This is a genomic window from Streptomyces sp. NPDC001508 (assembly GCF_040298665.1).
Classification (GTDB): Bacteria; Actinomycetota; Actinomycetes; order Streptomycetales; family Streptomycetaceae; genus Streptomyces.
In genome coordinates, this window is record NZ_JBEPAP010000016.1 from 30,614 (window position 1) to 43,322 (window position 12,709).

9 protein-coding genes and 1 pseudogene are annotated in these 12,709 nt (G+C 72.6%); 7 read left to right on the plus strand and 3 right to left on the minus strand.

The features are described 5' to 3' along the window. Positions 1–3 precede the first annotated feature (3 nt). From ABT245_RS17030 to ABT245_RS17050, 5 genes and pseudogenes are all read left to right on the plus strand, one after another. Positions 4–4,605 carry a beta-ketoacyl synthase N-terminal-like domain-containing protein gene (locus ABT245_RS17030; protein WP_351734239.1) on the plus strand — a complete coding sequence of 1,534 codons (4,602 nt, stop codon included), beginning with the start codon at positions 4–6 and terminating at the stop codon, positions 4,603–4,605. After that, positions 4,595–4,936 (plus strand): acyl carrier protein, encoded by a 342-nt coding sequence (locus ABT245_RS17035; RefSeq protein WP_351734240.1) that lies wholly within the window; start codon positions 4,595–4,597, stop codon positions 4,934–4,936. The genes ABT245_RS17030 and ABT245_RS17035 overlap by 11 nt, the downstream gene beginning before the upstream one ends. Further along, the gene (locus ABT245_RS17040) at positions 4,933–5,739 is read left to right on the plus strand and encodes an alpha/beta fold hydrolase (protein ID WP_351734241.1); all 807 of its coding nucleotides are present in this window, start codon (positions 4,933–4,935) and stop codon (positions 5,737–5,739) included. Before ABT245_RS17035 ends, ABT245_RS17040 begins: the two co-directional genes overlap by 4 nt. Further along, on the plus strand, positions 5,740–6,975 hold the full coding sequence (locus ABT245_RS17045) for a glycosyltransferase (protein ID WP_351734243.1): 1,236 nt from the start codon (positions 5,740–5,742) through the stop codon (positions 6,973–6,975). It abuts the gene before it with no gap. Positions 6,976–7,058: 83 nt separating this feature from the next. Next, positions 7,059–7,265 (plus strand): annotated as a pseudogene (locus ABT245_RS17050) (ABC transporter ATP-binding protein); the annotation flags it as partial. Here the strand turns inward: ABT245_RS17050 and ABT245_RS17055 are convergent. The 3 genes from ABT245_RS17055 to ABT245_RS17065 form a co-directional block, all read right to left on the minus strand. Next, positions 7,224–7,790: a hypothetical protein gene (locus ABT245_RS17055; protein ID WP_351734398.1), complete on the minus strand. Its 567-nt coding sequence runs from the start codon at positions 7,788–7,790 to the stop codon at positions 7,224–7,226. The pseudogene ABT245_RS17050 and the gene ABT245_RS17055 sit on opposite strands and share 42 nt — an antisense overlap. 108 nt (positions 7,791–7,898) lie before the next feature. Next, positions 7,899–8,795 carry an N-acetylmuramic acid 6-phosphate etherase gene (murQ, locus tag ABT245_RS17060; protein ID WP_351734245.1) on the minus strand — a complete coding sequence of 299 codons (897 nt, stop codon included), beginning with the start codon at positions 8,793–8,795 and terminating at the stop codon, positions 7,899–7,901. Positions 8,796–8,850: 55 nt separating this feature from the next. Next, positions 8,851–9,798 (minus strand): MurR/RpiR family transcriptional regulator, encoded by a 948-nt coding sequence (locus ABT245_RS17065; protein ID WP_351734247.1) that lies wholly within the window; start codon positions 9,796–9,798, stop codon positions 8,851–8,853. A 211-nt stretch (positions 9,799–10,009) separates the two neighbouring features. Here ABT245_RS17065 and ABT245_RS17070 point away from each other — a divergent pair, with 211 nt between their 5' ends. Both ABT245_RS17070 and ABT245_RS17075 read left to right on the plus strand, forming a co-directional pair. Beyond that, entirely contained in the window at positions 10,010–10,999 is a 990-nt protein-coding gene (locus ABT245_RS17070) for an N-acetylglucosamine kinase (RefSeq protein ID WP_351734249.1), read from the plus strand. An 8-nt stretch (positions 11,000–11,007) separates the two neighbouring features. Beyond that, positions 11,008–12,573: a sodium:solute symporter gene (locus tag ABT245_RS17075; protein ID WP_351734251.1), complete on the plus strand. Its 1,566-nt coding sequence runs from the start codon at positions 11,008–11,010 to the stop codon at positions 12,571–12,573. Positions 12,574–12,709: the final 136 nt, after the last annotated feature.

Below are 12,709 nucleotides of genomic sequence, written 5' to 3' on the forward strand. Positions count from 1 at the left end.
GCGATGCCCGGAAGGAGCCCGATCGCCATCGTCGGAATGGCGGCGCTCTTCCCGGGCGCCCCCGATCTCGACACGTACTGGCACAACCTCGTCCACGGCGTCGACGCGATCACCGAGGTCCCCGCGGCCCGCTGGGACGCCGAGTACTACGCCCCGGACGCCGAACGCCGTGCCGACCGTGTCTATTGCCGCCGCGGAGGTTTCGTCGACGATCTGGCCGACGTGGACGTCACGGCCTTCGGCGTCATGCCCGCCTCCGTGCAGGCCACCGAGCCCGACCAACTGATCGCGCTACGGGTGGCGTCCCAGGCGGTCCAGGACGCGGGCGGCGCCGACCGGCTCTTCGCCGACCGCCGCCGCACCGGAGTGATCCTGGGCCGCGGCGGGTATCTCACCCCCGGCCTGGTCCGCCTGGACCAGCGGGTGCGCACCGCCGGTCAGCTCGTGCGCACACTGCGGGAAATCCTGCCGGACCTCGCCGAAGAGCGCCTTGAGGAGGTACACCGCGCCTTCACCGGCCAACTGGGCCCCGAGGCACCGGAGTCGGCCATCGGCCTCGTGCCCAACCTGGCCGCCTCCCGGCTGGCCAACCGGCTGGACCTGCGGGGGCCCGCCTACACGGTGGACGCCGCGTGCGCCTCCTCGCTCATCGCGGTCGACCAGGCGGCCCGTGAGCTGGAGAGCGGCCGCTGCGACGTCGTCCTGGCCGGGGGAGTCCACCACTGCCACGACATCACGCTGTGGAGCGTGTTCTCCCAGCTCGGTGCCCTGTCCCGCAGCGAGCGCATCCGGCCGTTCCACCGGGACGCCGATGGGGTGCTCATCGGCGAGGGCACCGGTGTGGTGGTGCTGAAACGGCTCGCCGACGCCGAGCGCGACGGCGACCGGATCTACGCCGTGATCACCGGCACCGGCGTCGCGGGCGACGGCCGCACCGGCAGTCTGTTCAGCCCCGACTCCGCGGGTCAGGCCGAGGCGATCCGCGAAGCGTGGCGCGGTGCCGGCCGGGACCCGGCCGAGCCCGGCTCCCTCGGGCTGCTCGAAGCCCACGGCACCGCCACCCCGGCGGGGGACAGCGCCGAACTGGAGACGGTCGCCGCGGTCTTCGGCCCGCCGGGCAACGCTCCCCGAGGCGTGATCGGCTCGGTGAAGTCCATGATCGGCCACACCATGCCGGCCGCGGGGATCGCCGGGCTCATCAAGGCCGCGCTCGCCGTGCACCATGGCGTCCTCCCGCCGACCCTGCACTGCGACGACCCGCACCCGGCACTCGCCCGTACCCGCTTCACCACCGTGGCCGCCGCGGTTCCGTGGGAGACCGACACCCACGGTCCCGTACGCCGTGCCGCGGTGAACGCCTTCGGATTCGGCGGCATCAACGCGCATGTCGTCCTGGAACAGCCCGCCTCGGTCCCTGTCGTGTCCGGCACCGGTGGCGGCGCGGCCGTGGTGCGCGAGCCCGAACGGGTGCTGCGGCTGGCAGCCGGGTCACCCGTCGAACTGGCCCGCATGCTGGACCGCGATGACGGCGACCTCCTCGCCTTGGCGTCGGACGTGACCGGTCCCGGTCCCGGTCCGGCCGGCCCGGTCCGGCTCGGCGTGGTGGACCCGACGGCCAGACGGCTGGCGCTGGCCCGCAAGGCGGTCGACCGAGGCCGGCCGTGGCGCGGCAGGAACGACCTGTGGTTCGTCCCCGAACCGCTGCTGGGCGACGCCGGTGGCCGTCTCGCCTTCGTCTTTCCCGGGCTCGAAGCCGACTTCGACGCCAACTGCGACGATGTCGCACGCCACTTCGGTCTGTCCTGGTCGCTTTCCGGCACCGATGTCACGATCGGTGACATCGGCCGCCAGGGCACCGGCGTGTTCCAGCTCGGCCGCCTCCTGCACACCGCACTGGAGCGGATGGACGTCGTGCCCGACGCACTCGCCGGACACAGCCTCGGCGAGTGGACCGCCATGGCCGTCGCCGGGATCCACGCCCAGGAGGAGGTCGACGCCTTCCTCGCCTCGTTCGATCCGGACGCGCTACGGGTGCCGGGCCTGGCCTTCGCCGTGATCGGTGCGCCCGCCGATCACGTCATGGAAACCCTGCGAGGGCAGACCCAGGTGGTGCTCTCGCACGACAACGCCCCCCACCAGTCGATGATCTGCGGCCCGTCGACCGCGGTCGACGCCTTCGTCGAGCGCTTTCGCGAACGGGGCGCGATCTCACAGGTCCTGCCGTTCCGGTCAGGCTTCCACACCCCCATGCTCCAGCCCTATCTGGACCCGATCCGGAAGGCGGCGGACAGCTTCACCCTGCACCCCGCGCGGCTGCCGGTCTGGTCCGCCACCACGGTGCGGGAGTACCCCTCGCGGCCGGAGGACGTACGTGAGTTGTTCGTGCGGCACCTCCTCGAACCGGTCCGTTTCCGCCTGTTGATCGAGGACATGTACGCGGACGGGTTCCGCGCCTTCGTCCAACTCGGAGCCGGCCAGGTCGGCTCGCTGATCGGGGACACCCTGCGCGGCCTCGACCACCTCGTGGTCGCCGCCCATTCCCCGCACCGCTCCGGCCTCCCCCAACTGCTGCGTGTGGCCACTGCCTTGTGGGCCGAGGGAGCCGAACCGGACACGACCGCGCTCCGCCCCACCGCCGTGCGCAAGGCCGCGCACCGCCCGGTCCGGCTCGATCTCGGCGGCGCGCTGATCTCCCTCGACCAGTCCACTCGTACGGCGGTCGGTGCCGCCCTGGCCGGGCCGCGCCGGGCCGCGGACGGCGCGCGGCCCTCCGCCCTCGCCGCCCGCGCCGCCGAGGACCCGCTGGCCGCCGAGTTCTCCGCGCTGCTCGACGACGCCACGGCGCTCGCGGCGGACGTGCTCACCGCGAGCCGTCACAGCCGCCCGGGAATCACCGCGCCCCGGACCGCCGCGTCATCTCCCGCGTCCCGCACCGCCGCGTCGCCTCCCTCGTCCCGGACTGTTCCGTCACTTCCCGTGCCCCGGACTGCCCCGTCACTTCCCGCGCCCCGGTCGGCCGGACCTCCCGCCGGCCCGCCATCGGCCGTCCCGGGCGAACTGCGGACCTCCCTGCGGGTCTCGATCGACACCATGCCGTATCTCCTCGACCACTGCTTCTTCAAGCAACCACCGCAGGCCGCTCCCGCGGACCGCTGGCCCGTCGTACCCGGCGCCACCGTCATCGGACACCTGATGGCGTTCGCCGAACGGGCGGCACCCGGGCTGCGCGCGGTGGCCGTCCACGACGTAAGGCTCAACCGGTGGATCACCGCCGTCCCCGCGGTGGACATTCCCGTCCATGCCACCCCCGAACCCGCGCACCCGTCGGGCGTGACCCGGGTGGCGGCCACCCTCGGCCCGTACGCCCGGGCCACCGTCGAACTCGCGCGGGACCACGCTCCCCTGCCCCCCACCCCCTGGACCTTTCCCCAGGACAAGGAAAGGCCCTGTGACCTGACGGCCCGTGAGCTGTACACCAGGCGCTGGATGTTCCACGGCCCGCGCTTCCAGGGCGTCACCGAACTGACCGCGATCGGCGACGCGCATGTCCGAGGAGTCATCACCACCCCTCCCGCCCCGGGGGCCCTGCTGGACAACGTCGGCCAGCTGCTCGGCTACTGGATCATGTCCCAACTGCCCACCCGCACCATCGTCTTCCCCGTCGGAGTGCGCGAGATCCGCTTCTATGGCGCGCACCCGGCGCCGGGCGAACGGCTGGACTGCCTGGTCCGGATCGTCTCCGTCACCGACACCGCACTCGAAGCCGACATGCAACTGGTCCGACGGGGCCGTGTCTGGGCCGAGTTCCGTGGCTGGCTCGACCGCCGTTTCGACAGCGATCCGCGGATCCGCCGGGTGGACCGCGAACCGGAACACCACACCCTGTCCGAGCCGCAGCCCGGCGGCTGGGTCCTCGTGCATGAACGCTGGCCCGACCTGGCCTCCCGCGAGCTGATCATGCGGAACATGCTGGCAGACGAGGAACGCAGCGCCTACGAAGCGCACGCCCCCCGCGGCCGGCGCCAGTGGCTGCTCGGCCGGATCGCCGTCAAGGACGCGGTACGCCGGCGGCTTTGGGACGCCGGAAGCGGCGGGATCTTTCCCTCGGAACTACGGGTCGCCAACGACCCCGCAGGCCGCCCGTACCTCACCGGCGCATACGGCCGTACCCTCCCCGACCTCCACGTCTCCCTCGCGCACCGGGCAGAGGCCGCGGTCGCGATCGCCCGGCGCGGCCCCTGCGGGATCGACATCGAGGAGGTCACAGAACGTCCGGACGCGACCCTGGAGGCGGCGCTCGGCGCCCGGGAGCGGGACCTGCTCGCCTCACTCGTCCGCGAGAGCGGCGAACCCGAGGCCCTGTGGTTCACCCGCTTCTGGACCGCCAAGGAGGCCGTCGGCAAGGCCCGCGGCACCGGTCTGGCCGGAGCCCCGAAGAAGTTCGAGATCGACGCCGCCACCGGCACGGCACTGACCGTCCGCACCGGCGGCGAGACCTACCGCGTCCGGCACCGGACGGTCGGCAGCCCGCCCGGACTGCCCCCGAGGAAGTACGTCGTCGGCTGGACGACCACCCCCGATGAGGAGAGCGACGATGACCGCTGAAGACCACGGCGCCACGGCGCCCGCCCCGACCGAACCGACCGTGCTGGACGAGGTGACCGGCATGCTGCGCGAGGTGCTCGACGAGGACGAGTTCACCGACGCCGAGATCACCATGACCACCCGGTTCCACGACGACCTCGACATGGAGAGCATCGACCTGGTCACGCTCTCCACGGCACTGCGCGCACACTACGGCGACACCGTCAACTTCGCCGCCTTCATCGCGGACCGCGGACTTGAGGAGATCATCGCGCTGACCGTGGGTGACCTGGTGCGCCATGTCCTTGCCTCCCTGGCCGCCGCACCCACCGCCGAGGCGGCCCGCGCATGACGATGATCCGCGTCGGCGAACTCGACGTCCACGTGCAGCGCATGTCCGCGGCCGGTCCGCCGGACGAAGGCCCGCCGCCGCTGGTGGTGCTGGTCCACGGTCTGCTCATCGACAGCCTGGCGAGCTACTACTTCTCGCTCGGGCCGGCCTTCGCCGAACGGGGCATGGACGTCCTCATGTACGACCTGCGGGGGCACGGACGGACCAGCCGGCCGGCCGTGGGCTACCGCCTGGAGGACTTCGTCTCGGACCTGGACGGACTCCTCGACGCCCTCGGGGAGGACCGCCCGGCGCATGTCGTGGGCAACTCCTTCGGCGGCGCCATCGCCTACGGACTGGCCGCCGCCAGGCCCGACCGCGTCCGGTCCGTCGTCGCCATCGAGTCCGAGCCGCCGGTGAAGTCATGGGCCGAGAAGATGGCCGACGGCCTCACCGGCGAAGAGGGCGGCCTGGTGGTCAAGGAGGTCCGCACCTGGCTCGCCGAGGACCCCGAGCGCAACGCGCGCCCCTTCCAACTCGCCGGACGGATCCTGGACAACACCACGCTGGGCGAGGACATCCCGCGCAGCCGCGTCCTCGGCGACGAACTCGCCGACATCCGCTGCCCCGTCTTCGCCCTGTACGGCGCCGACTCCAAACTCTCCGTCCAGGCAAGCCACTTGGCCGCCACACTGGCACACTGCCGTACCGTCGTCCTGCCCGACCAGGGGCACTCGGTGCTCGTGGAGCGCACGAAAGAGACGGCCGACCTGATCCTGGGCTGGCTTGAGGACGACATCCACACACCTGTGGAGGCGGGCTAGATGAGCCGGTTCCTCTTCGTCGTGCCGCCCCTGGTCGGCCATGTCAACCCGGCGGTCGGCACCGCGGCCGTGCTCGCCGCGCGGGGCCACGACATCGCCTGGGCCGGACCCGCCGACCTGGTGCGCCGTCTGGCCGGACCGAACGCACATGTGTTTCCTTGTGTGCCGTGCGATCCGGAGCCGGACGACGTCGGGGAGTTCGCGGGCCGGACCGCCGACCTGAAGGGACCCGCGGCCTTCCAGTTCCTGTGGGAGCGCTTCCTGATCCCGCTCGCCGACCATATGGCCCCCCGCATACGCACGGCCATCGAGGAGTTCGGTCCGGACATCGTGATCGCCGACCAGCAGACCGTCGCGGGCGGCATCGTCGCCGAGTCGCTGGGGCTGACCTGGGTCACCTCCGCGACCACCTCGGCCGAACTGGTCGACCCGCTCGCGGGCATGCCCAAGGTGGCGGCCTGGCTGGACGGCCTCCTTGAGGCGCTGCGCGGCCGGATCGCGGACGGGAAGGGCACAGCCGACCCGAGGATGTCCCCGCACGGTGTCCTCGCCTACACCACCAGCGCCCTGCTCGGCCCGGTCGAACTGCCCGAACACGTGTGGCTCGTGGGACCGTCCGTCACCGACCGCCCGGCGTCGGCCGGCTTTCCCTGGGAATGGCTCGACGGGGCCGAGCGCACCGTCCTCGTCAGTCTGGGCACCGCCAACATGGACGCGAGCGGGCCGTTCCTGAACGCCGCGGTCCAGGCGCTGTCGGGCCTGCCCACCGTACGCGCCGTCGTCGCCGACCCCGCCGGGAGCGTGACGGGGGCGGGCGAGAACGTCCTGTTGCTCCCGTACGTGCCCCAACTGCCGCTGCTCGCCCGGGTGGACGCCGTGGTCTGTCACGCCGGGCACAACACCGTCTGTGAGGCGCTGTGGCACGGTGTCCCCCTGGTGGTGGCACCCATCAGGGACGACCAGCCCATCGTCGCGGGCCAGGTCACCGCCGCGGGCGCGGGCGTCCGGCTGCGCTTCGGCCGTGCCGACGCGCGGCGGATCGCCGATGCGGTCGGCACGGTCCTGGACGAGACGGGCGGATATCGTGCCGCGGCGCGGGCGATCGGCCGCTCGTTCCGGGCGGCGGGCGGAAGCCGGGCCGCGGCCGACCGTCTCGAAGGTCTTCTGCCGCGGCCCGAATCGCCCCCCGGCGGCCATGGCCGCGGCCGGGAGCAGGAAAGGTCAGGCATCCGATGACGGAGGGGCCAACCCATCGTACTGGGGGGCGGCGAGCGCGTCGACGCCCTCTTCCTCGGGGAGCCCGAAGTCCGCGACGGCACATGCTCGGACTGCTCCGGCACGCCGTCGACCACCTTGGTGCCACGGTCGTCATGGTTACCTACGACCCGGCCGCAGCCTGGGCCGAGCGCCTGCTGTTCCTCGCGGACGGTGTCTTCGCCGACGGCCTGGAGCGCGGCTCGGCGGAGCGGATCGCGGGGGAGCGGTCAGTCGGTCGGGGCAGGGCCCTGGGCGAGCGGGGGGAGGCCGTGGGCGGCCAGGACGCGGTCGGCGAAGCCGGAGTCGGCGAGGGGGACACCGTGGGCGGCGAGGAGGGTGAACAGGTCCGCGAGTTGCCGCGGTTCGGTGCCCCGCAGCTGATGGCCGGGGCCGAGGCCGAGGACGCCGACCACCGGTCCACGGCCGCCGGAGGGAGTGGTGGTCAGGCGCAGCCGCATCGTGAGGCGGGCCGCGTCCGAATCGGGGTCCTCACCGAAGGCCATGTCCAGGCCCGTGATGTCCTGCCAGCGGTAGCGGCGGCGCAGCAGCGCCCTGGAGAGGGTGAGGCCGTCGCCGTCGGCCCGCACCCAGAAGCTGCGGGGTGCGGGCAGCGCCACGACGGGGACGACCGCGGCGACGATCAGCAGACTGAAACCGACGCCCAGCCGATCCACCGCGCCGCTCGCGCCGAGGACGACGGCCACCACGAGGCCCAGGAGACAGCCCGGGCCCACGCCGGAGAAACGCCACAGAAAGCCCAGCCGTACGGCCCGGAACCGGTTCGTCGTGTCCACGGGCTCCATCCTGGAGCCTTGACGTCACCGTTCCCCCACGCTTGCAGGGCCGTTGTGTCACAGATCCACAACAGCCGTGCTCAACCGGCGATGTGGCTCACCGTGACGTCATGAGCGGCCGACGGCGGTACGTGTGTCGCCGTGCGCCAGGTCCAGGCGGCGGGCGGCCTCCTCGGCGGTGCAGTGGGCGAGCAGCATGACGATGGCCGTCTTGGCGTGCCCGTCGGCGGCGCGCAGGGCCTCGGCGGCGGTGCCGGCGTCGGCCCCGGTGGCCTCGACGACGATGCGCCGGGCCCGGTCGACGAGCTTTTCGTTGCTGGCCCTGACGTCGACCATGAGGTTTCCGTAGACCTTGCCGGCCTGCACCATCGACGCGGTCGAGAGCATGTTGCAGACCATCTTCTCCGCGGTGCCGCCCTTGAGCCGGGTAGATCCGGTGAGCACCTCGGGGCCGGTGGGGACCTCGATGGGGATGTCGGCGTAGCGGCTGACCACCGCGTCGCGGTTGCAGGCCACCGATACGGTGACGGCGCCCTTGGCCGCGGCGTGCTTCAGGCCGCCGACGACGTAGGGAGTACGGCCGCTGGCGGCGAGCCCGACGACCGTGTCGCCGTCGTTCACGCCGATCTTTTCGAGGTCGTCGACCGCCCTCGCGGGTTCGTCCTCGGCTCCCTCGACCGCCACGATGAAGGCGCCCGGGCCACCGGAGAGCAGGCCCACGACCTGCTCGGGGGAGGTGCCGAAGGTCGGGGGGCACTCGACGGCGTCGAGCAGTCCGATGCGGCCGCTGGTGCCGGCACCGAGGTAGATGAGCCGTCCGCCCCGGCGCAGCGACTCGGTGACCGCCTCGACGGCGGCCCCGATCTGCGGGAGGGCGTCGCGGACGGCGAGGGCGACGGTCTGGTCCTCGGCGTTCATGACCGAGAGCAGTTCGGAGACCGGCATGCGGTCCAGTTCGGTGGTCCGCTCGTTACGAGCCTCGGTGCCGAGTGTGCTCAGGTCCACGGCGCGGGCATCCTTTCGGGGGTGGTGTCGGCTGGGCGGAAACGGGGTCGGGGGGTCAGTCGTCGGCCGGTGTGCGGCGCTGTGCCTGCGGGCGCCGGCGACGCTGGACGGCCCCGTAGGTCTTCTCGAGGGCCGTGGTCGTGGCGTCGAAGGATCGCTGGGCGACGCCGACGAACAGGCAGTCGATCAGCGCGAGTTGGGCGATGCGGCTGACGGTGGCCCCGGAGCGGAAGGGTGTCTCGCGGGCGCAGGTCGTCAGGACGAGTTCCGCGTTCTGCGCGAGGGTGGAGCGCGGCACGTTGGTGAGGGCGATGGTGGTGGCGCCGCGTTCGGCGGCGGCCCGGAGCGGTTCGACCGTGTCCTCGGTCTCCCCGGAGTGGGAGATGGCCAGGGCGACATCGCCGGGCCCGAGGAGGGCCGTGGCGGTCAGGGCGGCGTGCCGGTCGGTCCAGACGAAGGCCATGTGGCCGATGCGGTGCAGTTTCTGGTGCAGGTCCTGGCCGACGAACGCGCTGGCGCCGATCCCGAATATGTCGATACGGCGGGCCTCGGCCACCGCGGCGACGGCCCGGCCCAGCGCCTCGGTGTCGAGTCCGGACCCGGTGTCCTCCAGGGCGCGCACCTCGTGGTAGATGATCTTGCGGACGATGTCGCCGAGTGTGTCGGTGGCGCCGATGTCGGTGCCCGGTACGGGCCGCCGGCCGCCGAGCGCGTGCTCGCGGGCCGCCGCGGCGGCCAGGGCGAGGCGCAGCTGCGGGTAGTTGGGGATGCCCACGGCCCGGCAGAAGCGCATCACCGTGGCCACCGAGGTGTCGGCCTGCTTGCCGAGCGCGCTGATGGACAGCTCCGCCGCCTGAGCCGGGTCGGCCAGGACGATGTCGGCCACTCGCCGTTCGGCAGGGGCCAGGGACGGGAGTGCCGCGCGGATGCGCGCCAGGGTCTCGACGGGGGAGGTGTCCTCCGCGGGCTGGGTGGCGGTGCGGGGTGTTTCCCGGCGGGCCATGGGTTGTTCCCTCCTGAGTGGCTGGGCACACGCTAACCGTGCCGCGCCGGTACGTCAAAAAGTTACGAAGAAAAACCTGTGAGGTTAGTTATTGACATGGGGAGGTCGGCCTTCTGATACTCGCTGGACCGCGATCCGCGCCGGTCACCGGTCCCCGTCCGTTCCATGACCGTCCGATGCGCTGGATCTACCCCGACCGAAGGCATGCCGTATGACAGCAGCAGTAGCGGTAGATGTGGGCAAGACCGGTTGTCGTGCCGTTGTGTGGGCCGACGGCGCCGGTCGCTCCCGTGCCGCCGAGGAGGTGCCCGGGGCTCCCGGGCTCGCCGCCGAGAACGGAGTGGCGCTGGCCCGTGCCGCCGTGCGCGCCGCCGTCCTGCCGCTGCTGGAACGCGAGCCCTCGCTGCGGCCCGGCACGGTCTGCGTCGGTGCGGCGGGGGCGGCCACCGCACCGGAGGCGGCCCGGGACCTGGCCGTCCGGCTCCTTGAGGACCTGCCCGTCAACGAGGTGGCCGTCACCAGTGACGCGATCACCGCCCACGCGGGCGCCCTGGGCGGTCGCACCGGCGTGGTGCTGGCGATCGGCACCGGATCCGTCGCCGTCGGCATCGGGGACGACGGGGCGTACGCCCGCGTCGACGGCTGGGGCCCCTGGCTCGGTGACGAGGGCGGCGGCTCCTGGATCGGCGCCGCCGGTCTGCGGGCCGCGCTGCGCGCCCACGACGGGCGCGGACCGGACACCGCGTTGCTGGCCGCCGCCGTCGAGCGCTTCGGCGACGCGGACCGGCTGCCCTCGGCCATCAGCTGGGACGGCAACCAGGCCCGCAGCATCGCGGCCTTCGCCCCGGACGTGGCACGGGCGGCCGCCGCGGGTGACGCGACGGCGTCCGCGATCCTCCGGGACGCCGCCGGAGCGCTCGCCGAGACCGTACTCGCCGCCGCCCGTCGAACCGGTGGCGACGCCGTCACCGTCACCGGTGGGCTCACCGGCCTCGGCGAACCGCTCCTCGGTCCGCTGCGGTCGGCCCTGACCGACTCCCCGCGCCCCCTCCGGCTCCAGGCCCCGCTCGGGGATCCACTGGACGGCGCGGGACTGCTGGCGCTGGACGCGTCGGCACCCCATGAACCCCATGTCGCCCGGGTACGACGGGCGACACCCCTCGTCCCCACCCTGCCGTCGACACCGTCGGCCGCTGTTTAGGAGTGAGCGTGCGCCAACTCGACCTCGTGGTGGTCGTCGTCTATCTGGTCGCCATCGCGGTGATCGGACTGCGGCTGGCCGGCCGGCAGAAGACGGCGAAGGACTATTTCGTCGGTGAGAGCCACATGCCGTGGTGGACGGTGTCGTTCTCCGTGGTGGCCACCGAGACCAGCGTGCTCACGGTCATCAGCGTGCCCGGCGGCGCCTACAGCGGCCAGGCCTTCGGCAACGTCGAACTCGCCCTGGGCTATGTCATCGGCCGCGTCGTCGTGGCCACCGTGCTCATCCCCCTCTACAAGCGCGGCGGTTTCGTCAGCGCCTACCAGTACCTGCGGGACAGATTCGGGCTCAAGCTGCAGGGGCTCGCCTCGGTGACCTTCGTCTTCACCCGGCTGCTGGCCGAGGGCGTGCGGCTGTTCGCCTCCGCGATCCCGATCAAGCTGCTGCTCGACGAGTTCGGAGTGCACGCCGGCTACCGCGTCATCATCGTCGTCCTCACGGTGATCACCGTCGTCTACACCTATCTCGGCGGCATCAAGGCCGTCATCTGGACCGACGCCATCCAGATGGGGCTCTACCTGGGCGGGGCGATCCTCGCCATCGCGGTGCTGTCCAGCCACGTCGGCGGTGCCGGCTACGCGGACGCCCTGCACGCCGGGCACTTCAGGCTGTTCGACACCGACTTCGGGCTCGCCCACATCCTCACCAGCCCGTTCGCCCTGCCGACCGCGATCATCGGCGGTGCCATCTTCGCGATGGCCAGCCATGGCTCCGACCAGCTGATCGTCCAGCGCATCCTGGCCACCCGGACGCTGCGCGACGGCCAGAAGGCCATGATCGCCTCCGGTGTCTTCGTCACCGTGCAGTTCGCCGCGTTCTCCCTGGTCGGCGCCCTGCTGTGGTCGTACAACCAGGGCAAGAGCTTCAAGGACCTGGGCCTTGCCAGCTCCGACAACCTGTACCCGGACTTCATCCTGCACGGCCTGCCCGTGGTGATCTCCGGCCTGCTCGTGGCCGGAATCCTCGGCGCGGCGATGGGCTCGCTGTCCTCGGCGCTGAACTCGATGTCGAACTCGACGGTCGCCGACATCATCCACAGCTTCTTCCGCGGCACGCCGTCCGAGGAGTTCCTGCTCCGACTCGCCCGGGTGATGACCCTGGTCTGGGCGGTGCTGATGGCCGTGTTCGCCTGCGCCTTCAGCACCAGCACCGGCAACGTCTACCTCACGGGCCTGACCATCGCCGGCTACACCTACGGCGCGCTCCTCGGCGCGTTCCTGCTCGGACGGCTTGTCAGACGCGCCAACGAGGTCGACTCCCTCGTGGCGTTCGTGGTGACGATCGCGGTCATGACCTACATCGTGCGCGAGGTGAAGATCGACGTCACCGTGGCCGGGGCCACCGTACCCACCGCGATCGCCGCCCAGTGGCTGGTCCCGATCGGCGTGGTGATCACCCTGGTCGTCGGCGGCCTGATGAGCCTGTTCCACCGCGCCCCCGAGGCCACCGAGGCCGGTGCGGGCGACGGCGGGTCCGGACCCGGCCGTGCGGCGGCGGCCGTCGGCACCGAGTGACGAGGCACGCAGCCGACCCGGTGGGGGGGGGGGGGGGGCGCGGGGCCCCCCCCCCCCCCCCCCCCCCCCCGGCCGCGGGGCCCCCCCCCCCCCCCCCCCCCCCCCCCCCCCCCCCCCGCGCCCCGCCCCCGGGCCC

What these genes read in the sequence shown, in the direction of transcription:
- ABT245_RS17030 (WP_351734239.1), top strand. Translation starts at nt 4, where the DNA reads ATGCCCGGAAGGAGCCCGATCGCCATCGTCGGAATGGCGGCGCTCTTC.
- ABT245_RS17035 (WP_351734240.1), top strand. Translation starts at nt 4,595, where the DNA reads ATGACCGCTGAAGACCACGGCGCCACGGCGCCCGCCCCGACCGAACCG.
- ABT245_RS17040 (WP_351734241.1), top strand. Translation starts at nt 4,933, where the DNA reads ATGACGATGATCCGCGTCGGCGAACTCGACGTCCACGTGCAGCGCATG.
- ABT245_RS17045 (WP_351734243.1), top strand. Translation starts at nt 5,740, where the DNA reads ATGAGCCGGTTCCTCTTCGTCGTGCCGCCCCTGGTCGGCCATGTCAAC.
- ABT245_RS17065 (WP_351734247.1), bottom strand. Translation starts at nt 9,798, where the DNA reads ATGGCCCGCCGGGAAACACCCCGCACCGCCACCCAGCCCGCGGAGGAC.
- ABT245_RS17070 (WP_351734249.1), top strand. Translation starts at nt 10,010, where the DNA reads ATGACAGCAGCAGTAGCGGTAGATGTGGGCAAGACCGGTTGTCGTGCC.